The 22,736-nt window shown below is 61.3% G+C and carries 14 protein-coding genes and 1 pseudogene; 7 read left to right on the top strand and 8 right to left on the bottom strand.

Annotated elements, in window-relative coordinates; genetic code table 11:
* The 6 genes from BFP90_RS09810 to BFP90_RS09785 all read right to left on the bottom strand — a co-directional run.
* Positions 1-572, bottom strand: a 572-nt coding sequence (locus BFP90_RS09810) for an MFS transporter (protein ID WP_256097466.1), incomplete at its 3' end; no start/stop codon positions are given.
* A 55-nt stretch (positions 573-627) separates the two neighbouring features.
* Entirely contained in the window at positions 628-1,452 is an 825-nt protein-coding gene (locus BFP90_RS09805; RefSeq protein WP_065892493.1) for an aspartate/glutamate racemase family protein, read from the bottom strand.
* A 33-nt stretch (positions 1,453-1,485) separates the two neighbouring features.
* Complete coding sequence (locus BFP90_RS09800) at positions 1,486-2,376, bottom strand: hypothetical protein (protein WP_065892494.1); 891 nt, start codon at positions 2,374-2,376, stop codon at positions 1,486-1,488.
* A gap of 64 nt (positions 2,377-2,440) precedes the next feature.
* The gene (locus BFP90_RS09795) at positions 2,441-4,099 is read right to left on the bottom strand and encodes a hydantoinase B/oxoprolinase family protein (protein WP_065892495.1); all 1,659 of its coding nucleotides are present in this window, start codon (positions 4,097-4,099) and stop codon (positions 2,441-2,443) included.
* A gap of 13 nt (positions 4,100-4,112) precedes the next feature.
* Positions 4,113-6,197 carry a hydantoinase/oxoprolinase family protein gene (locus tag BFP90_RS09790; RefSeq protein WP_065892496.1) on the bottom strand — a complete coding sequence of 695 codons (2,085 nt, stop codon included), beginning with the start codon at positions 6,195-6,197 and terminating at the stop codon, positions 4,113-4,115.
* Between the two features lie 175 nt (positions 6,198-6,372).
* Entirely contained in the window at positions 6,373-8,928 is a 2,556-nt protein-coding gene (locus BFP90_RS09785; protein WP_256097465.1) for a LuxR C-terminal-related transcriptional regulator, read from the bottom strand.
* Positions 8,929-9,409: 481 nt separating this feature from the next.
* On the opposite strand from BFP90_RS09785, the gene BFP90_RS09780 reads away from it, so the two are divergent.
* The 5 genes and pseudogenes from BFP90_RS09780 (at position 9,410) to BFP90_RS09765 (ending at position 16,848) form a co-directional block, all read left to right on the top strand.
* Positions 9,410-11,050, top strand: a complete 1,641-nt coding sequence (locus tag BFP90_RS09780) for a methyl-accepting chemotaxis protein (protein WP_065896547.1) — start codon at positions 9,410-9,412, stop codon at positions 11,048-11,050.
* Positions 11,051-11,197: 147 nt separating this feature from the next.
* Positions 11,198-11,971: pseudogene (locus tag BFP90_RS29555) on the top strand (PAS domain-containing protein); the annotation flags it as partial.
* 102 nt (positions 11,972-12,073) lie between these two features.
* Positions 12,074-12,511, top strand: coding sequence for a methyl-accepting chemotaxis protein (locus BFP90_RS29550; protein WP_244653295.1), 438 nt, complete (start codon positions 12,074-12,076; stop codon positions 12,509-12,511).
* Positions 12,512-12,596: 85 nt separating this feature from the next.
* Complete coding sequence (locus BFP90_RS09770) at positions 12,597-14,366, top strand: putative bifunctional diguanylate cyclase/phosphodiesterase (RefSeq protein ID WP_065896546.1); 1,770 nt, start codon at positions 12,597-12,599, stop codon at positions 14,364-14,366.
* Between the two features lie 76 nt (positions 14,367-14,442).
* Complete coding sequence (locus tag BFP90_RS09765; protein ID WP_065896545.1) at positions 14,443-16,848, top strand: TonB-dependent receptor; 2,406 nt, start codon at positions 14,443-14,445, stop codon at positions 16,846-16,848.
* Positions 16,849-17,193: 345 nt separating this feature from the next.
* Here the strand turns inward: BFP90_RS09765 and BFP90_RS09760 are convergent, their stop codons facing one another.
* Positions 17,194-18,534: an LLM class flavin-dependent oxidoreductase gene (locus BFP90_RS09760; RefSeq protein WP_065896544.1), complete on the bottom strand. Its 1,341-nt coding sequence runs from the start codon at positions 18,532-18,534 to the stop codon at positions 17,194-17,196.
* 1 nt (position 18,535) lies between these two features.
* Positions 18,536-20,728 carry a TonB-dependent receptor gene (locus BFP90_RS09755; protein WP_065896543.1) on the bottom strand — a complete coding sequence of 731 codons (2,193 nt, stop codon included), beginning with the start codon at positions 20,726-20,728 and terminating at the stop codon, positions 18,536-18,538.
* Positions 20,729-20,935: 207 nt separating this feature from the next.
* Between BFP90_RS09755 and BFP90_RS09750 the strand changes: the two genes are divergently transcribed.
* A complete protein-coding gene (locus tag BFP90_RS09750; RefSeq protein ID WP_065896542.1) occupies positions 20,936-21,976 on the top strand; it encodes a LacI family DNA-binding transcriptional regulator in 1,041 nt (346 codons plus the stop codon).
* Positions 21,977-22,038: 62 nt separating this feature from the next.
* Entirely contained in the window at positions 22,039-22,653 is a 615-nt protein-coding gene (locus tag BFP90_RS09745; protein WP_065887195.1) for a TetR/AcrR family transcriptional regulator, read from the top strand.
* The last annotated feature ends 83 nt before the right edge of the window (positions 22,654-22,736 follow it).

The following is a 22,736-nucleotide window of genomic DNA, read 5'->3' as shown; positions in this document are numbered from 1 at the left end:
ACCGCAATGACCGTGCGCCAGCCATAGGGCATTAGCCACACGGTAGCCCCCAGCGCCAGGAGCATGCCGATTGGCCAGCCCGACGCCAGGTATACCGTCAAGGCGCCTCGCTGGCGCACAGGCAACAACTCCTGGTAGTGGGCGAAGGTGACCACCATCATGCCCACGGCCGCGACGCCGGAGAGCAGTCGCAGTACGTACAGGGTGATGTAGTCCGGCGCGAAGGCGCTGGCCAGCGAGATCACGCCGTAACTGGCCAGGCTCCAGATCACCGCCCCCTTGCGTCCGATGCGTTCGGCCAGCTTGCCCCAGATCAACGAGCCCAGCAGCATGCCGATGAACATGGCGCCAATCAGGTGGCCGACGGCTAAAGCGTCCAGCGCAAAGTCCTGGGCGATCAGCGGCGCGGTGTAGACAATGATCATCATCTCCCACGCCTCGATGGCGAAGACGAAGAACAACGCAAGGCAACACTTGAGGTGCTCGCGGGTCAGGGGCACATCGCGGAAAACGTCGCCCACTTGCCGGGTGGAGCGTGCTTCGTGCTTGGGCATTGCAATGGATTCGCTCATGAGGGTGAGGTCCCTTTAAGGGAGATGGCCGCTCGGCCATCTCAAGGTTGAGACGCTAGGCGTCCACGCGATTGCCGATGGGCACGGGGCCCTGGAACAGGCCAAAGGTTGTGATCTCGCTTTCAGGCGGTGGCTCGCAGCTGCCAACGCGACTTGGAGACCAGCCGAAGCGTTGCTTCATGCCGGCCAGCGCCTCGGCCATCTTGAACGCGGCCACGACGGGATCGATGACCGGCACGCCCACCTCACGCTGCACTTGCTCAAAGAAGCCGAACTCAATGGTGCAACCCAGGATAATGGCTTCGGCGCCGTCTTCTTCGACGGCCCGAATGGCTTGTTCAATAATGCGGCGCCGGGTGAGGGCAGGGTCTTTCTGGAATTCATCGACGCCCATTGCGAGTGCGCGCATCGAAGCAAGTCGATCTCCCGCGCCATAGCCACGAACGCGCCCACGCATCTGCTCCATCCACTTGTCACGCCCGACAATAATCGAGTAGCGGTTGGCCAGTTGTGCGGCCACCTGCAGGCTCGACTGGCAGGGCGCGACAACCAGGCAGTTGCCGGAAATTTCTCGCGCGTCCTCCAGCGCCGGATCGTAGAAGCAGCCGATCACCAAGGCGTCGATGTGCTGCTGGGCGCAATCACGCGCAATGCGAACGGTGCGTTCATAGGTCAGTGCCTCATAGGTCCGGTATTCCAGGTGCGTCGGACTGGGCGCCATGTCAAAGGACACCACTTCAACGTGGGTCGACGGTTGTTTAATGCCGTGCAATAAGTCGGCAATCGGTGCATCAAAGGTGGGGCAGCCAATCGGATTGAGCCAGCGTACCGAAACCGCTACATCGTGGGGCTGGAGGGGAGGGGTTGTTGCAGTATCCATGCGCGATGTCCTCACATCAAAGGGGTGCCAGGGCTAGAAGAACTTCACCAGCGCCATGGTCAGTTCAGTGGAGCGCGGCAGATTGGCGCTGCGGTAGTAATCGAAATTCATATTGGCGGACAGGAAGAGCTCTTGTTGGGCAAACCCGGTGTAGGTCATGGAGGGGCCGATCTTTCCCACACGCGACGATGCAAAGCTTGCGGCCGCGCGGTTATTGACGTGGTAGACGTGATGCACGCCCAGCCAGAGGTCATCGCGCACCAGGTAGCCTGCGGCAATGTCGGCGAACCAGTAGCTGATGCCGCCACGCAGCTGGCGCAGGTCGCCGTCCCCCAGGTCGGTGGAGTTGCGATTGCGTGCGGCGTAATGCACGCCGGCGGGGGTGAAAGTGGCGGCGAATTTGCCCTGCCGCCAATAGTTGGCCACGCTGAAACTGACCGCGTAACGGTTGGCAAAGGCACCGTAGCCGGCGACCTCGTTGTTGCCGTTGGGAAACTCGACCATCAGTGTCGGGTTGACCCAGAACGTGGTGTAGTCCGCAGCGCCGTAGGCACTGGTGGGTTCAAGCACGTTGTAGTAGTAGGCGAGGCCGAGATTGGGGGAGGCAATTCCCCATGGGCTGGTGTTCTTCGCACCTTGGGTACTGGCGTAACCCGGGACGGCGCCCACCCAGAACTGCAATTGATCGCGGGTGGTGTCGGTAAAGCCGGTTTCGGAAAAGTACGCCAGCACCGTGTTGCCGCCAGCACGTACATTGCCTTCGGCGTCGCGGTTGAACACGGGAAAGGTTTCCAGGGCCCAGCGCCCGGGCAACCCGGGTTGTCCAAAGCCAATGAACTGTTCGGCGTGGGCCGAAGGGCTGTTGCCCAGCACCAGCGCCAGCGAAACCACAGCGCCGAAGCGCGTCAACGGATGTTGCAACATGACGATTCCCTCTTATTGTGTAGGTGAACGCATGGGAAGGCCGCCGCTTGGCGGCGGGTTGGGGTCAGGGCATGACGCCGTACACGGCGTAGGCCGTTTGTTCGTCGAGGTAGCCATTCTTCAGGTCGTTGCGCACGGCGGCGGGGTCGCGTGCGGCCGGCGGTCCGTAGCCCCCGCCGGCACCGGTGCGTACGCGTACCAGGTCGCCTGCATTGAGCGGCACTGCGCTGGCCATGGCGTAGCGTTGCGGCGGCTGGTCACCGCGCAGGACTTCGACGTAGTTGGGCGTGCCGTCCAGACCCTCTTGCAAGCCCCATGGTGGTACGACCGAGCGGGTGTAGCCGCAGGTCAGGAAGCTGCCGTCGGCCCGCACGCGGTAGTCGATGCAAATGCCGCGACCGCCCCGGAACTGCCCATGCCCGCCCGGTTCGTCGTTCAACGCCATGCGTTCCACGTACAGGCCGTAGCGGGCCTCGCACACCTCAACCGGACAGTTGTAGGTTTCGCCGTGCAGCCCGGAATAAACGGCGTTGTTGCCATCGCGTCCGGGCTCAGCGCCCCAACCACCAATCTCTGGCTCCACCAGGGTAAAAACGCGGCCGGTGTCCGGATGCCGACCGCCGATAATGGTGGCGCAGACCGAAGCGAAGTTGCCGGCGGGCAGCCGATTGGGGAACCGCTGGGCCAGACAGCGCAGGATCAGGTCATGCACGCGGATCAGGTTCTCGAAATAGAAGCCTTCAGCCGCCGGTGACTGGGCATCGAACAGCGAACCCGGACGCGTCAGCACCGTCAGCGGACGGAAGGTGCCGCCGTTGGTGATGCCCTGCGGTGCCGTCAGCGCCTTGAAGACCATCTGCGCTGCCACCACGGCGCCGTCCCGGCTCAGGTTGGTTGGCCCTGCGCACTGGTCGGGGTTGTCGCGCAAGTCGATAGTCAAGGTGTGGTCATGAATGTGTACGGTGACCTTGAAGAGGCTGCCGTCGTCCTGCGGTTCCTCCAGAAACAGGCTGGCATTGGGCAGCTCCATCAGGGCCTTGCGCGAAACCTTTTCGCCCAAGTCCATGAAGTCCTGCATGGCCATCAGGAACAGGTCCGTGCCGTATTTGGCGGTCAGCTCACGCAGGCGCAAGGCTCCACTGCGCACCGCTGCCACGCCCGCCCACAGGTCGCCCTCCATGAAGTCCGGCATGCGCGTGTTGGCGCGAAGGATCTGCAACACGGAGCGAATCGGTTGGCCGCGGCTGATCAGCTTGACCGAGCACAGGCGCAAACCTTCCTGGAAGATATCGGTGGCCTGGGTCGACAGCGACCCAGGCACCATGCCGCCGACATCGTTCCAATGGGCAATGTTGGCGGTCCAGGCCACACGCCGCCCGTCGGCGAACACCGGCATGGCCAGCACCACATCATTGAGGTGGGTCACAGCACCGCTGTGAGGGTCGTTGCAAATGAAGACATCGCCGTCCTGGATATCGTCGGGGCCGGTATGGTGCAGCAGGATCTGTTTGACCGCCTTGTCCAGCACGCCGACAAAGGCCGGGATCCCGGCCCCGGAACTGGCGATGTCACCGTGGGTGTCGGTGATGCCGGTGCCCATGTCCAGCACCTCGTAGATCACCGGGCTCATCGCCGCCTTGCGCATGGCGGCGAACATCTCGTCGGCAATGGCTTGCAGCGAGTTCTGGATAATGTCGCGGGTGAAGATGTCGAGTGTATGCATGGTGATATCCCCGTCAGCCGTTGAGCGTGATGTGCAGGTTGCCGAGGCGGTCCACGAGCACGTGGTTGTGCGGGTGAACCACGACGGTGGTGCCGGCGTCTTCAATCACGGCGGGGCCGTCAAAGCACATGTACGGCTCCAGCAGGGCGTAGTCATAAATGGCCGCTTCGTGAATGCCGTCCGTGGCGTAGTCGACTTGGCGTTGGCCCTTGCGGGCGGCGTCAATCGTGCGCCCGGTGACGGGGAGGGCCTGGGGGATCAACTTGTCGATTTGGGCGACAGCGACCAGATGGAAACCGACAATCTCCAGCGGCGCCTCGAGGCGATAGGTGTAGTGCTGTTCATAAAGCGTGTGGAAGCGCTGTGCGATGTGTTTCCAGTCACTGTCCAGGCGTTCATCAAGGCCCAGCGGTACTTCCACCGAATGCTCCTGGTTCTGGTAACGCAGCTTGCAATGCACCTGAAGTTCGACCCGCTCCGGGGGCACAGCCTCGGCCGTGAACTGCTCGCGGGCGCTGGCCACCAGTTCCTCCAGGAACGCTTGGGTGTGCTCCAGGGCCTGTGACTGCGTGGTGTCAACAAAGCGATTGATGAACAAGTCACGACGCAGATCCGAAAGCGTCATGCCCCATGCCGAGAACACCGAGGCCCCACGGGGGACGATGACCTTTTTAACCCCCAGTTCCTGGGCCAGGGCCACTGCATGCAGTGCACCTCCACCGCCAAAGGCCATCAAGGTCAGCTCGCGTGGGTCGTGGCCACGGCTCAATGACACCAGCTTCAAGGCGTTGACCATATTGTTGTTGGCCAGGCGTATTACGCCGCGTGCGATCTCATCGGCAGGCAGTTGCAGGCGCTCGCTCAGCGCGTTGAAACCCTGGGCGACGGCCTTGACGTCGGCGCTCACTTCGCCGCCGCAGAAGTACTGCGCATTGATGCGGCCCAGCGCCAGATTGGCGTCGGTGGTGGTGATCTCGGTGCCACCTTGGCCATAGGCGGCCGGGCCGGGCACGGCGCCGGCGGACTGTGGGCCGACATGCAGCTTGTCGAATGCGTCGACCCAGGCGATGGAGCCTCCACCATTGCCGATTTCCACCAGGTCCACCACCGGCACCATGATCGGGTAGCCGGCATTGATTCGGTCGCGCTCGATCCAATAGTCCGTCTTGATCGCAACCTGACCGTTGCGGATCAGCGCGCATTTGGCCGTGGTGCCGCCGATGTCCAGCCCGAGCAGGTTGGGCTCATCGATCAACCGGCCCAATTCGGCCGCTGCCCAGAAGCCACTGGCCGGCCCGGACTCGACCATGGTGATAGGGATATCGCGGGCATGGGCCACGCTGTCGACACCGCAATTGGACTGCATGATGTACAGCGGCGCCTGATAGCCCTCGCTGCGCAGGCCAGCCTCCAGCTCATCCAGGTAGCGGGCGGCGATCGGTTGCACATAGGCCGAGAGGGCCGTCGTACTGGTGCGCTCGTATTCGCGCCACTCGCGGGTGATCTGGTGCGAGGCAACCACCGAGACCTCGGGCCACAAGCGTTTTACCTCGTTCAACACCGCCTGTTCGTGGCTGGGGTTGGCATAGGCATGCAGCAGGCAGATGGCGATCGCTTCAACGCCATCGGCACGCAAGCCCTCAATCATGGCCGGCAGTTCATCCAGCGCCAACGGCTCGCGTTCGCGCCCATCGGTGCACAGGCGTCCGGCAACTTCCAGGCGTAGGTAGCGCGGCACGAACGGGGCGGGCTTGACCCACTTCAGGTTGAAATAGTCGGGCCGGTTGGCGCGTGCGATTTCCAGGATGTCGCGAAAACCTCGTGTGGTAATCAGGGCGGTTTTGACCCCACGGCGTTCGGTCAAGGCGTTGATGACCACTGTGGTGCCATGGGCGAGAAAATCAACCTGCGACAGGGTGACCCGAGCCTTGCGGATCACATTGAGAATGCCCTGGGCAAAGTTCGGCGGGGTGGTATCGACCTTGGCGGTACGGATCGTCTGTTGACCGGTGACGGGATCGTTCTCGAAGTACACCAGATCGGTGAAGGTGCCCCCCACATCGGTCGCGACGCGCACAGTCTTGCGGTTTGATTGCACAGTGCATCTCCTGAGGTTTGTTGTTCTTGTCAGGCACAGGAGATGGCTGCCGTCGCGACCCTCCTCTGCGGATGGTCACGATGCTAGGCAGGGCCTCGGGCGGGTTGCTACGGGCGGGGCGGGTAAGGGGCGGGCAATCGCGCGTTGCCCCTACCCAGGTGGGTAGGTTTGCGGCTCAGAGCGAGGTGTCGAGATAGCCTTCGCGCAGTGCCGCGCTGATGGCGGCTGTGCGGTTGTCCACTCCCAGTTTGGCGAACAGGTGCTTGAGGTGAAATTTCACGGTGTTTTCGGAGATATCCAATGCGAGCGCGATCGCTTTGTTGGATTGACCCTGAGACAGCAGGCTCAGCACCTGGCGTTCCTTTGCACTCAACACGCTGTGTGCGGGCATGGGATGTGCCCGCCAGCCGCGCAATCGCTTGATCACCGAGGTGAGCATCGGTGGTGGCGCCGGATAGTCCAACAACGCGGGCAGCAGGCTCGGCCCGACTTCCAGGAGCAATCCTGGCAGGCCATGCTGGATGATCGGGGCCAGGGTCTGTTCGGTGTCCTCGGCATGAAGCGTGCGCACCTTGCCGCTGGCGGCCAAGGCCATCAACCTCAAGCGCCACGCCGGCAGGAGCAACGCTTTTGTCTCCATCTGCGCGGCGACACGTTGCAGGCGGGTCAGCGCGGCAGCCGAGAGGCCGCTCTGCAACTGCAGACGGGCCAATGCCAGCGTGGCGGCTTCTTGACCACGCCAATCCTGGGCACAGTTGGCGATGCGCTCCAGGTCCATCTGTAAAAGCGCCTGGCGGGCGATAGGCAGTTGCCCTCCCTGCACCCACGCATCGATACGCCAGGCCTGCACCAACCTTGATAAACGTGGCCATTGGCGGGCATCAGCCAGTTGGTCGACATGGTTCAGTTCCAATAGAGCCGCGTGCAGGCCATGGCTACGCAACCGCGTGCGCCAGGTGAGTTCAGCCGTTACGGCGACAATATCCAGCCAACCGTCGGCATGCTCCAGCGCGGCCCAGCCGTCCTCGAGCCAAGGCCGGGTCTGCGCCCATTCACTTTGCCAATACAGATGCCTGGCCTTGAAACAGCCCACCAGCGCCCGCAATGAACTTTCCTGGCCGAATTGCCGGGTGGCAAACGTCAGGGCCTGCTCCAGCAGCACACTGGCTTCATCGACACGTCCAGCGAGTGCCAGGGCTTGCGCCTCGTGAATACGGCAATAGTTTTCGCCGCGTGGGCTGGCAATGACGCGCATTTTGACGTGTGCATCTCTGATGGTGCGCAAGCTCGATTCCAGTTCGCCGCGTGTCAGGGCGGCCAGGGCCAGCACGCACTCCAGGGTGGCTTGCGCGAGTGTCTGGTCGAGGGCGGAGGGGCCGGCATGGACGCTCAGGGTGTCGGCGTCAAGAGTGTCCAGGTGGTCGTGATAGGCCGCTGCGAGGGTCTGGATGACGTGAAAGTCGCGGGCCAGTCGCGCGTCTGCGGCGACCTTGCCGCTGGCGCGTTGCAGCAACTGCGTCGACAGCGCGTGATCGCCCAGCTTGGCGTGCAGATAGGCCTGGAGCAGCAGGAGATCGGGATGGCTGTTGCATGTGGCGGCATCGAACTGTTGCAGCAGACCTTGGGCGTAGCGGATGCCATGGTGCAATACCAGCTCCCACCCCCCGGCGCTGACCACCAGGCTCACCGCCAATGGGATGTCGTCAGCCTTGAGCGCATGGTGAACGGCCTGGCTCCAATCCTTCTGGCCCGCGAGCCAGTGTGCCGCAGCGCAATGAATAGACTGGCGCTGCCGGCTGTTGACTCGCAGTCGCAGGAAATCCCGCAAAAGGGTGTGGTAGCGAAACCATTGGCGCTCCGGATCCAGCGGAATCAGCAAGGTGTCCAGGTGGGCAAGTTGTTGCAGCCGTTCGGCACTGTCATGACGACCACCCACCGCATCTGCCAGGTCGGCATTGAAGCGTTGCAGCAGGCTCGTCTGCAGCAGCAGTGACTGGCAGTCTTCGGACAGGCTAGTGAATATGTGCGTGGTGAGGTAGTTGGCGACATCCGCCACACCGCCGGAGAAGGCGGTCAGACCATAAATCGAACCGTCGTTACTCGTGCGCCATAAGCGGGCCAGTTGCACTGCCACGGCCCACCCTTCGGTGGCCTTGTGTACCTGGCACAAGGCAGCGGCGTCCAGATCAGCGCCGAGAATGCCACGGGTTTCTTCAAGGGACAGGGTCAACGCCTGTGCACAGACTTCGTGTACCCAACCCTTGGCTTTCCAACGTGACAATGGCCAGTCCGGTTGTGCGCGGCTGGCCACCACCCAGTGCAGCCAAGGCGCCGCATGCTCCAGCAAATGGCTCAAAATGGCGCTGACCTCGGCACTGGCAGCGAGATGGTAATCATCCAGAAACAGGGTGACTACCCGGTTTTCCCGGGCAAGTGCCTGCAACAAGGCATTGAGTGTGCGTCGTGGCTGCACGTCCATCGCCTGTGAGGCCGCCAGAGAGGGCAAGTTCGCCAGTTCAACCCCAGCCTGGTCCAGGGACAGGATCAGGTAGGCCAGAAAACGGTTGGGTTCGACATCAGCCTCATCCAGCGACAGCCAGGCCGATACCGTATCGGGCGCTTGTTGCCGCACAGCTGCATGCCATTGCATCAGCAAGGTGGTTTTGCCATAGCCCGCCGGAGCCGTCAGCAACGTCAGCGGGACAGGCGCGTTCTGCTTCAGGGAAGCCAACAGCGTTTCTCGCGCAACAGATGTCGGCAACACCTGCGGCGGCGTCAGCTTGCCCACCCAGTACCCTGCGTTTGTTGAATGGGAGGAGGGAGTTTGATTCATCGTGAGCGTCACTGGTGAAGAGGTTTTGGCATTGTTGTAACAGCAAAGTCGCGGAGGCATGGGTTAACTGTGTTACAGCTTTTGCATTCAAGGGGGTATAACCGGAGTGACTCCAGACCCCGCTGCCCTCGCGGCCGACGCCTTTGATCCCAGGGGCCATACCGAAAATAAATTCATTTGTTTTCTGCAAGCTCGCTCTTTTCCAACCTGACCCATGCCCGCGTGATAGCACTGAGCTATCAATGCAGTGCGTAATACTCAATGGATTGGTTATCCGGCATCGACGTATCTTCAACCCACCCAGCGTGATTGGCTCACCGCGCCCCTCGCGTCATCCGCATCAATCCAGTCCCATGACGGGCATATTTCAGAGTAAGCCATGAAGAAAACGCTTTCGTTGGCCACACGCATAGGGCTGAGTTTCGCAGCCATCCTGGCGCTTCTGACGATGATCACAGCCATCGGCATTCAGCGTGTTGGCTTCATCGATGCCACGTTGGGCGATGTCGGTGAAAACGCGGCAAAGGTGCAGCGCTACGCCATCAACTTCCGTGGCAGCGTGCATAACCGCGCCATTGCTATCCGGGATGCGGTGCTCGTGACCAGCGACCATGATCTGGACACATACTTGTCGCAGATCAAAGCCCTGGAGCAAGCCTACGCCGACTCGGCGGCGCCGATGGATCAGTTGTTCACACGCGCAAGCGTGACGGGCGAAGAGCTTCGACTGCTGACCGCAATCAAAGAGATTGAACAACAAACCCTCACATCCACCCAGGCGGTCATTTCACTGCGCCGAGCGGGGGACATTCCCGCAGCCCAGGCGCTGCTGATGCGTCAAACGTCTTTGGATTACAGCGAGTGGTTAAAACGCGTGAATGCGCTGATTGACTATGAAGAGGCATCCATCAAGGCCAAGCTCGGCGCGGTGCAGGAAACGGCCAGCCAGTTCAGTACCCTGATGTTGATCGCGACCGGCATTGCCCTGCTGCTGAGCGTCACGTTATCGGCGGTGATTATTCGCTTCGTTAAATCGACATTGGGCGCCGAGCCCACTGAGGTGGCGTTGGCCATTGAGCGTCTGGCGGCGGGTGATCTGAACCAGACGATTTCCACTGATTACCCCAAGAGCGTGATGGGGGTGCTCAAAGACGCGCTTGTGCACTTGGCGCAGACTATTCAACAAGTGCGCGGGGCAGCCCAGGAGGTCAATCATTCCTCCATCCAATTGTCGGCCACCTCGTCGACCAACAATGACCAGATCAACCTGCAAACCCATGAAGCCGAGCAGGTGGCTACGGCCATCACGCAAATGGCCGCGACGGTCAGCGAAGTATCCGGCTATGCCGCGCAGGCGGCTGATGCTTCCCGCCTGGCCGACATCGAAGTGGAAAACGGTAATCGGTTGGTTGCCAGCACTGCCGTTGCCATTGAGCAACTGGCAATAATGCTGGATCAAACCACGGGTACCGTAAATCAGGTATCCAAATACAGTGAAAATATCGGGTCAGTGATCGATGTCATCAACTCCATCGCTTCTCAAACCAACCTGCTGGCGCTGAACGCTGCTATTGAAGCGGCGAGGGCAGGAGAACACGGGCGCGGATTTGCGGTGGTCGCTGATGAAGTTCGCTCGCTGGCCAACCGTACCCAGCAGTCCACCGAGGAAATTCGGGAGATGATCAGCACGCTGCAATTGGGGACGGAAGCCGCCTCGCAAACCATGCGCAACAGTTGCGAGCTGGCAAGCCAAACCGTTACACAAACCCGCAGCGCGCAGAGTGCTCTGGCCAGGATCAGTGAGCAGGTTGGCGCCATCAGTCATATGAATGCCCAGATTGCCAGCGCTTCCGTACAGCAGAGTGGCGTGGCCGATGATGTCGCTCAAAACATCAACCGTATTCACGGCTCCACCGTGCAATCAGCCACCGGCTCGCATCAGGTTGCAACCGCGAGCATGGAACTCTCGCAGTTGGCGGATCGCCTTACGGCGAAAGTGGCGTTCTTCACGGCCGCTTAGGGCGCCAGGTTGGCGCAGGACGGCGTCGTTGACACGTCGGGGGCGCAGGTCGGTACTTTAACCTCCCATCATTTATCTGCGTCGAACGGCCTCAATATCATGCAGGCGGTGCCGATAGACTTGTTATGACCCTATAGGCGGTTTTCCATGTTCAATACCAAACTCAAGAACCAGCTTCACGCTCAGACGGCAGAGCTGTTGGAGCTGCGCCAACTGCGCGATGGCCTGAACCGCGAAATGCTGACGATGAGTATCGACCCGGCATTCAAAATTATCGCCTGCAACGAACATTTCGCAGGCGCCTTGGGCTACGACCAGGATCGGCTCCTGGGTCGCGCCATGGCTGATGTTGTTCCGCAGTACGTATCCAAGCTCCCATGCTTCCACAACTTTCGAGCAGCGGTAGCGGCGGGTAAGTCCATCTCTGATGAATACCGATACCTGCACGCCGACGGTTCCCTGGTGTGGCTTCACGCACATTGGCAACCGGTAAAGGATGAAAATGGCAAGTTGAGCCATGTGACCTGCCATGCCACGAACATCACTTCGCGTGTGGAACAAGCGTCGGAAAATACATCCTTCATCGATGCATTACTTCGTTCGACGGCCGTGATCGAGTTCGATCTTTCCGGGCATGTACTCATGGCCAATGAGCAGTTCTTGAAAGCGATGGGCTACAACCTGAACCAGGCAAAGGGCAGTCACCACCGTATTTTCTGCAGGCCGGATGAAGCGTCGTCGCAGAAATACAAGGAGTTCTGGTCTACCTTGAATAAGGGTGAGTTTGTCGCCGGGCGATTTGAGCGTGTTGACAGCAGCGGTAGGACGGTATGGCTGGAAGCGACGTATAACCCGGTTTATGACACCGAAGGAACGCTCTGCAAAGTCGTCAAGTTTGCGACGGTTATCACCGACCAGGTTGCGCGTGAACAGGACGTCAGTGAAGCAGCCCAAACGGCATTTGAGATCTCCCAGCAGACGGATGTGACTGCTCAGCGCGGAGCCGTCGTAGTCAACGATACGATGCACACCATGCGTAAAGTCGCGGGTGATATGCAGGCGGCCTCCGGCGGGGTAGAGGCGCTCGGCAAGCAGTCGTTGTTGATCAGCTCGATCATTCAGACGATCAGCAGCATTGCGCAGCAAACCAACTTGCTGGCATTGAATGCGGCGATTGAAGCTGCTCGCGCAGGTGAGCAGGGGCGAGGCTTCGCTGTGGTAGCCGATGAGGTTCGACAACTGGCCGGCCGCACCAGTACCGCGACTGAAGAAATCGCATCGGTTGTGTTGCAGAACCAGAAGCTGGTGGAACAAACCGTCGCTGAGATGGCAAACAGTAAGTCCCAGGCGGAGCAAGGCCTTGAACTTGCCACGCAGGCAGGCCAGGTCATTGTTGAAATTCAGGATGGCGCCAAGAGAGTCGTCGAGGCGGTGGGCAGGTTCGCGACTCAAGTGGCTTAGGTCGCGCAGGAATCGTCGGTCGCACTGCGTATGCATTGGACGTCGAACAATCGTCCTCTATCTCATTACCTTCGTTGAGAGTCTGATGGAACACGCTGAAGATCTGTCAACCCTTGAGCAACGTCGTCTTCTGCGTATTCGAGAGCTATGTCTGCTCGACGATCAGCGCGATGGTACGTTTGATCAAATCGTTGCGCTCTGTGCTGAATACTTCCGGGCACCCATCGTGCTCATTTCAATTGTGGATGAACACAAACAGTGGTTCCGCGCCAAGGTCGGCGTGTGCATCAATGAAACGCCCCGCAGCGAATCTTTCTGTGCTTATACCTTGTACTCGCACGAGCTTCTCGAGGTGCTGGACGCGACGCTCGATCTGCGTTTCCAGGACAATCCCCTGGTCACCGGGCTTCCAGGCATCCGCTATTACGCGGGCGCGCCCCTGACCACTGACGACGGTTTGGGTCTTGGCGCTCTGTGCGTGATCGACACCGTCACCCGGCCAATGATGAGCGAGCAAGATGCCTCAATGCTCAGGCATCTGGCTGGACTGGTGATGAGTCGAATCATTGCGCTCAGATCGGAAAACTATGTTGACCCGGCCACAGGCCTGTACAACCGCGCTCGGCTTGAGAGCGACATCGGCAATGCTCAGAATCGCGCAGAAGTCTGCAGTATCGTCGTGATTGATGTGATCTCTCCCGACTTTTTGAACGAGATAGTCAAGACGTTGGGCTATGAGTTTTCCCTGGAATTGATGCTGGCTATCAAGGAGCGCCTGTTAGGGATTGTCCCATCCGAATCGCGGCTTTACAAAATCAGCCCTACACGGTTCGGCCTTATTTTGCCGTACCCCATTGCAGAAGCTGTCAGCAAAGCCATTATCAATGACTACATCACGCCAGTACTGTGCCACGACATTCCTTTGCAGATGACCGTCGGCGTGGGCTTGTTGAAACTTGAGGGGGCAGGCAAGTCGCCGCATGAGTGTCTGCGTCTGGCCATCAGCGCCGCCGATGATGCCCGGGATCGAATGGTTGGCTGGGGTTACTACGAAGATAAATTGGACGCCGCGCAGCAGCGCACTTTTATTATCCTGAGCTCGCTGGCAACGGCTATAGCCAGTGATGAACAATTTCGAATGGTCTACCAGCCTCGTATTGATATAGGCAGCGGAACATGCACGTCGGTTGAGGCGCTACTGCGCTGGGAGCACCCGCTTCTGGGGGCAATCGGACCTTCCGAGTTCATCCCGCTGGCTGAAAAAACAGCGTTGATGGGGCAGATCAGTCTGTGGGTCTTGCGCAACACGATCGACCAGGCGGCTCAGTGGCAGCGTGAGGGCTTGAATTTCAAAGTGTCGATCAATGTCACGGTGCAGGATATTGAGTCTTCAGTATTCATAAGCGCGCTGGTCCATAGGGTTCGACAGGCTGATTTCGATCCTCGGTTACTGGAAGTGGAGTTGACTGAAAGCGCCCGTATAGGTGACTTCGATAGCGTGCTGCTCCATCTCAAAGAGCTGCGAGCGTTGGGTATCGAGATTGCCATTGATGACTTCGGAACGGGCTACAGTAACTGGTCCCACCTGCAACGGCTGCCCGCCAGTGTCGTTAAGTTGGATCGTTCACTGATTGAAAACCTGGTTCAGCAGTCCAGGAGTCAGCGTCTGGTACGCACAATTATCAAACTTGCCCATTCGTTGGGGTACCGCGTGGTGGCTGAGGGTGTTGAGACCCTTCAAACGTATGAGCTTGTCAGCGGGTGGGGCTGTCATGAGGTTCAGGGATATTTGATCGCAAGGCCGATGGAGGCGACGGCGATACCTGGGTGGCTATCCAATCGCGCCCAGGAATAATTATTCAACTGCAGGCTGTCCCTTTTTTTCACCTCGCCTGTCATTCCAGGCAGTGAATAAAATCGAGAGCCTTCCCATGCCCGCAGTCCCCGCCCTGTCCTTGCGTCCCTTACTGAAACTGAGCCTGATGCTCAGCCTCAGCACCAGCCCGCTGTTCATCCCGTTCAGTTACGCCGAAGACGCCGCCGCCCGTCGCAGCTACCAGGTACCCGCCGGCAGTTTGAGCGCGGCGCTGACGCGTTTCGCCGGGCTGGCGGGGGTCAACCTGTCGGTCGATCCGGCGTTGGTCAGCGGCCGCAGCAGCAGTGGCCTTTCCGGCGATTACGCCGTGGAGGAAGGCTTCGCGCGGTTGCTGCAAGGCTCCGGCCTGCAATTGCAACCGATGGGGGAGCAGGCGTATGTGCTGGTGGCGGTGCCGGAGGGCGCGAGCCTGCAATTGGCGCCGACGTCGATCGTGGGCACCACGGGGCTGGCCGACGGCGACACCTATGCCGGTGGTCAGGTGGCGCGTCGTGGTTCGCAAGGGCTGCTGGGCGCGCGGGACTTCATGGAGACGCCGTTCAGCATGACCACCTACACCGCCGATGCGGTGAAGAACCAGCAGGCGCGTACCCTCGGCGATCTGATCGCCAGCGACCCTTCGGTGCGCGCCACCAATCCGGCCGGTGGGCGTTATGAGCAGTTCACCATCCGTGGGTTCAGCCTGTTCAACAGCGATGTGGCCTACAACGGCCTGTACGGTGTGTTGCCGACTTACACCATCGACATGGAAATGGCCGACCGCGTCGATATCCTCAAGGGCCCGACGCAGTTGATCAATGGCATCTCCCCACGCGGCAGTGTCGGCGGCGGGATCAACGTGGTGCCCAAGCGGGCTACCGACAAGGACATCAATTCGTTCACCGGCAGTTGGGCTTCCGACAGCCAGGCCGGTGGCGCAGTGGATATCGGGCGTCGGTTTGGCGAGGACAACAAATTCGGCATCCGTTTCAACGGGGTGAAGCAGGCCGGGGACACAGAGTGGGACCATCAGTCGGTCGACCGCGAAATGGCGGTGCTCGGCCTGGACTTTCGCGGCGAGCGCCTGCGCCTATCCACCGATATCGGCCGTACCGAACGTGACACCGACGCGCCCCAGGAGCGTGTGCAGGTCGGCGCCAATGCCAGGGTGCCGAGCGCCAATGACGTGCGACGCAACTACGCGCAGTCCTGGAGCAAGGCCAGTACCAACGACACCTTTGGCACGGTCAACGGCGAGTTCGACCTCAGCGACAGTGTGATGCTATACGGCGGGGTAGGCGCGCGTAAGAGCAACCATGACTTCCTGCGCCACGCGGTGTCGGTCACCAATAACGCTGGGGATTTCAGCGTGCTGCCGCGTGATTTTACCCGCGATGAGAACGTGCGCACCGCCACTGCCGGCGTGCGCAGCTGGTTCCACACCGGGCCGGTCAGTCATGAAATCAACCTGGCGGCCAGCTACTTCTACATGGACTTTGAAAACGGCGGCGCGCGGTATGCGGCGGCGCCGAGCAACCTCTACAACCCGGTCCAGACCCGGGTGCCCTCGCGGCCGACGCGCTTTGATTCCAAGGTCTATACCGAAAACACCTTCAGCGGCGTGGCCTTGTCCGACACCCTGGGCTTTTTCGACGACCGTTTGCTGTTGACCCTTGGCGCGCGCTGGCAGCGGGTGCAGGTGGATGACTGGACCGACAACGTCAAAGGCGCCACCGCCTACGATGAAGAAAAGATCTCGCCCTCGGGTGGCGTGCTGTTCAAGGCCACCGACAAGCTGTCGTTGTACGCCAACTATATGGAAGGTCTGAGCCAGGGCAAGGTCGCACCGTCCACCTCGATCAACGAGGACGAAATCTTCCCGCCCTTCATCAGCCGCCAGATCGAAGCAGGCGCCAAGTACGACGCCGGTGCCTTTGCCGTGACCGCCGCGGTGTTCCGTATCAGGCAACCGGCGTATGAGACCAACGCCACCTCGCGGGTGTTCGGCCCCAACGGCAAGCGCCAGAACAATGGGATGGAATTGAGCGTGTTCGGCGAACCGCTGAAGGGGTTCCGCCTGCTCGGCGGGGTGATGGTCATCGACAGCGAATTGACCCACACCACCAACGGCACGTTCGACGGCAATCGCGCGCCCGCCACGCCCAAATACAACGTCAACCTGGGCGCCGAGTGGGACGTGCCGACGCTGGAAGGCCTGACCCTGACCAGTCGCGGCATTTACTCCAGCTCACAGTACCTGGACCAGTCCAACGTCAAGCAGATCGACGCCTGGAACCGCATCGACGTGGGCGCGCGTTACGCGTTCAAGGTCGATGACAAGCACATCACCCTGCGCGCCAATGTGGAGAACGTCGCCGACAAGCGCTACTGGAGTTCGGCCGGCGCCTCGGATGACAGCGAGCCGGGATTGACCCTGTCGACACCGCGTACCTACCTGTTGTCGGCCACCGTCGATTTCTGAGGCATGTAAACACACATCAACCTGTGGGAGGGGGCTTGCCCCCGATGGCTTTCTGTCAGCTATAAATTATGTGGCTGACACACCGCCATCGGGGGCAAGCCCCCTCCCACATTTGATCTCATAGCGCCCGGGATCGAGTAGTGCCAAGACGATTTGCGGGCCGTGCCAAACCAAGGTTTTCCCGCAGTGTAGTGCCTGCCTGTTGTCGGCAACCGCCGATTTCTGAGGGATGTAAACACACATCAACCTGTGGGAGGGGGGTTGCCCCCGATGGCTTTTTGTCAGGTATGAATTATGTGGCTGACACACCTCCATCGGGGGCAAGCCCCCCTCCCACATTTGATCTCATAGCGCCCGGGATCGAGTGGTGCCAAGACGATTTGCGGGCCGCGCCAAACCGAGGTTTTCCCGCAGTGTGGTGCCGCTGTATTCGCGACGAAACACGCCGCGCCGTTGCAGTTCCGGCACCACCCAGCGGGCCACGTCCTCCAGCCCGCCCGGCAGGTGCGGCACCAGGATATTGAAACCATCCGCCGCGCCGTTTTCGAACCAGTGCTGCAGTTCATCGGCAATCTGCTCCGGCGTGCCGATCAGGCTGTAGTGACCGCGTCCGCCGGCAATCCGCCGCCCCAGTTGCGCCAGTGTCAGTTGTTCACGATGGGCCAGCTCGCTCAACAGTTGCTGGCGGCTGCGTTGCCCGCTGTCGGTCAAGGGCAGCGCCGGCAACGGTCCATCCAGCGGGTAGCCGGACAGGTCGAAATTACCCAGCATGCGTCCCAGCAACGCCACGCCCACCTGGGGCTCGACCAGTTCCTGAAACGTGTCGAATTTCGCCCGGGCCTCGGCTTCGGTCTGCCCGACCACCACCAACACGCCCGGCATGATTTTCAGCGAGTCCGTCTCGCGCCCATAGCGGCCCATACGCCCCTTGAGGTCGCGGTAAAAGGCCTGGGCATTGGCCAATGAGGTCTGTGCGGTAAACACCACCTCGGCGGTCTGCGCCGCCAGTTCACGGCCGGTTTCCGAAGAGCCGGCCTGCACGATCACCGGCTGGCCCTGGGGGGAGCGCGCCACGTTCAGCGGGCCTTTGACCCGGAAATGCTCGCCCACATGGTCCAGTACATGGCATTTGAGCGGGTCGTAATAGCGCCCGCTGGCCTTGTCGCGCACGAAGGCGTCGTCGTCCCAGCTGTCCCACAACCCCGTCACCACTTGATGAAACTCGCGCGCGCGGCTGTAACGTGCGGCATGGCCCAGATGCTCATCGCGGCCGAAGTTCAGCGCTTCGGCGGCGTTGTCCGAGGTCACCAGGTTCCAGCCTGCGCGGCCGCCGGACAGGTGATCCAGCGAGGCGAATTTGCGCGCCACGTGGTAGGGCTCGTTGTAGCTGGTGGTGGCGGTGGCGATCAGGCCGATATGCTCGGTCACGGCGCTGAGCGCCGAGAGCAGGGTGAGCGGTTCGAAATGATCCGACCGCGCCATCCGGCTGGCGACCTCACCGGTGGCGGCGGCAATGCTGTCGGCCACGAACAGGGCGTCGAACTTCGCCGCTTCCGCTACCTGTGCCAGGTGCTTGTAGTGGGCGAAATCCAGCCCGGCATTGGCCGGCACATCCGGGTGGCGCCACGCGGCCACATGGTGCCCGGTGGCCATCAGGAACGCGCCGAGTTTGAGTTGACGGCTCATGCTAGAAATCCTTGCGCAGTTGCACGCCGACGTAACGTTCATCGTCACGGGGCACGGCGCGGTAGATGTAGTTGCCGCCGCTGGCCAGCAGCGGTGAGTAGGACTTGTCGGCCAGGTTCTTCGCCAGCAGTGCCACGCGCCAGCCGTGGGTGTAGTCGGCCAGGGCCACGCTGGCGTTCCAGATGCCATACGCACCTTGCTTGGTATCAAGGTTCTGGCTGATGTCGTACTGCACTTCGCTCTGCCAGCTGTAGTCGGTGCCCAGTTCGATATCCAGGCCGTTATCCAGGGGGATGCTGTAGTCGGCGCGCACGTAGCTTTTCCAGTCCGGGCTGTACGGCAGGGGTTTGCCATTCACGTTGCAGGTGGCCGCCGCGCCCGGCGGGCAGGCGAATTGGTCGATGCGCGCACGGGTATAGGCCAGGGCGCCGGAGAGCTTGAGTTGCTGGGTGGCCTGCAGCGCGTAATCGAGCTCGACTCCTTCGGTGCTGACGCTGCCGGCGTTGATCAGGCGCGTCACCACCTGGCCGGCGACGGTGTCGAAAAAGTTGGCCTGGTAATTGTCGTAGGCGCTGTGGAACACCGCCAGGTTGGTGGTCAGGCGGTTGTTCCACGCGCTGGCCTTGATCCCGGCTTCCCAGGTGTTGGAGGTTTCCGGTTTTAACGCCTCGGTGTCACGCGGCTGCATGTTGAAGAACACGTTGTACGCCGGGCCTTTGTAGCCACGCGAGTAAGTCAGGTAGCTGGTGACGCTGTCGCTCAGGTCGTACTGCACACCGAGGCGGCCGGACCACCCGTCCTCGTCCACCGAGCCCGAACTTGCGGTGGCCGGTTGAATGCCGCTTACGGTGCTGGCCGAGGTGGACACGCGACGGTGGTCGTACTTCAAGTCGTCATGGGTATAGCGCAACCCGGCGATACCGCGAAAGCGCGAGGTGAAGTTGAGGGTGGTCTCGCCGAACGCCGCGTAGCTGTCGCTGGTGGTGCTGTAGTCGGCGATGCCTCGGTCGGTGCGCGTAGTGGTGGTGAGGGTGCGCCGGTAGGTTTCCTCGTCCTTGCCATGCATGTAGAACAGGCCACCGACGTACTCGAGGAACTCGCCCTTGGGGGAGGCCAGGCGCAGTTCCTGGGAGTATTGGTCGAACGCCAGGTCGCCCTTGTCGGCGGTGCCGGGGAAGGCGGCGCTGACCGTGCCGAGGCGGTCGCCGTCCTGATACTGGGTGTTGTCCCAGCCGCGCCAGGCGGTGATCGACGTCAGGGTGTAGTCGCCCAGGTTCCAGTCCAGTTGGGCCGACAAGCCCTTGTTGGTGTCTTGCACATGGCTGCGGGTATCGGTGTTGATGTCGCGGTTGTCACTGGAGGCGCGAACCGGGCTCAACGCGTTGCCGAACGCCGGGCTCAGGGACTGGCTGACCACACCATTGGGTGCGTCATCGTGGGACTGCATGTAGTCGGCGATCAGGGTCAGCTTCACGTCGTCATCGGGCGTGAATTCCAGCTTGCCGCGAATGCCCTTGTGGTTGTAACCGTTGACCTCCTGGCCATTGTGGCGGTTGTCGACGTTGCCGTCGTAGCTGCCGAACAAGGTACTGATCGAACCCTTGAGCACCTCCGGCACCAGGCTCCCGCCGATACCGAAGCGGGTGCGGCTTTCGTTGCCGCTGTAGAACGACTGATCGATAAAGCCATGGGTCTGCTCAGTCGGCGCCTTGCTGGTGATATTCAGTACCCCGGCCGAGGCATTCTTGCCGAACAACGTGCCTTGCGGGCCGCGCAACACTTCGATGCGCTCCAGGTCCAGCAGGTCGAGGGTGGCCTGGCCAGGGCGGGCGTACACCACGCCGTCGATCACCGTAGCCACCGTCGGTTCGACGCCGGGGGAGGTGGAAATGGTGCCCACGCCGCGTACGAACAACGAGGTGTCCTTGTTCGAAGCGCCGGTGCGGAAATTCAGCGACGGCACTTGCTGCGCGATGCTCGCCACGCCATTGCGGTTGTCGCGTTCCAGTTGTTCGCCGTCGAGCACCGAGACCGCCACCGGGACTTTCTGCAGCGACGCTTCGCGGCGGGTCGCGGTGACGGTAACGGCTTTGAGCGTGAGTTCCGGTTCGTCGCCGGCAAAAGCGCCGGCGACGGGAAGGGCGCTCAGGCCAGCCAGAAGCAGTAAATGGGTGTGCCGTGGAAAAATGTGCATGCGATGCCCGCTCGAAAAGTGCCCTGGTCCGCTGCGGTTCTGCGACCGCCAGCGCCTGTGTGGATGTCTTGGGCATTCGCTCGAGCGAGTAGCAGACAATGCGCGTTGTTAGCGCTAACATCGGCATTATTGAAGGCTCGCGTTTAGAGCGTCAAATACTAAAAAATTAGTTTTATATTCTTTTTGGTTTTTTACTGGATGTCCTCCGTGACTGAAGCAAAACCGCGCAAACGCCGTGGCGCCGGCCGCGTCACCCTGAGCACCGTCGCGCGCCAGGCCGGGGTGTCGGCGATCACCGTGTCGCGGTATTTCAATCAGCCGGAGCAAGTCTCGCCCGAGCGCCGCGAACGTATTGCCGAGGTGGTCGCCGCACTGGGCTATGTGCCGAATCTGGTGGCCGGTGGCCTGGCCTCCGCACGGGGCCGCATCGTGGCGATGGTGATCCCGAACATCTCGGGGCCGATCTTCGCCAATACCCTCCAGGGTTTCAGCGATACCCTCAGCCGGCATGGCTACCAGCTGTTGCTGGCGTCCAGTTATTTCAGCGCCGAGCAGGAAGAAAGTGCGGTGCGCGCCTTTCTCGGCTGGTCGCCGGCTGCGCTGGTGCTGACCAGCCGTTTTCACAGTGCGGGCACCGAAAAGATGATCGCCGATGCCGACATCCCCGTGGTCGAAACCTGGGACTACGTGCCCGAGCGCAAGCCGTTGCAGATCGGGTTTTCCCACTATGAAGTCGGCGTGACGGCCGCGCGTTACTTGCACGCCAAGGGCTACCGACGCATTGCTTTCGTGCACAACAGCGCCGCGGGGGACCTGAGCGCGCGCGAGCGGGGCGAGGGGTTTGCTGCGACCCTGATCGAACTGGGCGTGCAGCCCTGGGTCTTCGCTCCCGACGCCGACCGCGCGCCCTTTGAGGCGGGCAAGCAGGCGATGCAAAGCCTGATGAGCCATGCCACACCGCCCGACGCGATCTTCTTCGCCAATGACAACCTGGCCGCCGGCGGCTTGCTGGCAGGGCAGCGTGCCGGGTTGAAAATCCCCCAGGACTGCGCGGTACTCGGTTTCGGCGATTACCCGTTTGCCGAAATGCTGTTGCCGAGCCTGAGCACCATCAAGCCGCCGGCGTTGGACATCGGTGTGCTGGCGGCCACGCGGATACTGGAAAGCCTTGGCGTACTGCCGGTGGTGGATGAGGTACAGCGCTTGAACCTGTTGGACTGCCGCCTGATCGAACGCGAAAGCGCCTGAGCTTTATTTGCGGCCCAGGGGCAATTTGGATAGGGTGCAAGCCTGCCCACAAGGACGTTCCCATGACTGAACCTGCCCCTAAAACCCGCCGCGCACCCAAGGGTGAAAAACGCCGCGAAGAGCTGCTGGACGCGGCCTTGCAGGTGTTCTCCCTGGAGGGCTACAGCGGCGCCTCCGTGGCCCAGGTGGCGGCGATTGTCGGTATTTCCGTGGCGGGCCTGCTGCATCACTTTCCCAGCAAGATCTCGTTGTTGATGGGCGTGCTGCAACGCCGCGACGAAGTCAACCAACGGATTGCCGATGAAGTACGCGCCGAGAAGTCGTTGAGCGGGTTGCTTGGCAGCCTGCGCGCGATCAACCGCTCGAATGCCACCGCGCCTGGTGTGGTGCGCGCATTTACCATTTTGAATGCGGAAAGTCTGCTTGATACGCAACCGGCGTGGGGCTGGTTTCAGGAGCGCTATGCGGGGATCCAGCGACGACTGCAGGGGCAGTTTGCCGACCTGGTGGCGGCGGGGGAGGTGCGCAGTGATGTGGACATTGCCGGGCTGGTGGAAGAAATTTTGGCCATGATGGATGGCCTGCAGATCCAGTGGCTGCGCTTTCCGGAGCAGGTGGACCTGGTGGCGCGGTTCGATGCCTACATTGCGCGGGTCGAAGCGGCCATTAGAGCCTGAGTCGATCCCGGTCCAAATGTGGGAGGGGGCTTGCCCCCGATGGCGGCCTCTGGGCCGACCAGGATGCTGGATCAGACCGAGTA

This window comes from Pseudomonas sp. 24 E 13, assembly GCF_900004715.1.
Classification (GTDB): Bacteria; Pseudomonadota; Gammaproteobacteria; order Pseudomonadales; family Pseudomonadaceae; genus Aquipseudomonas; species Aquipseudomonas orientalis_A.
Note: the sequence above shows the minus strand (reverse complement) of the source record. Positions and strands in the feature narration are given on the sequence as shown.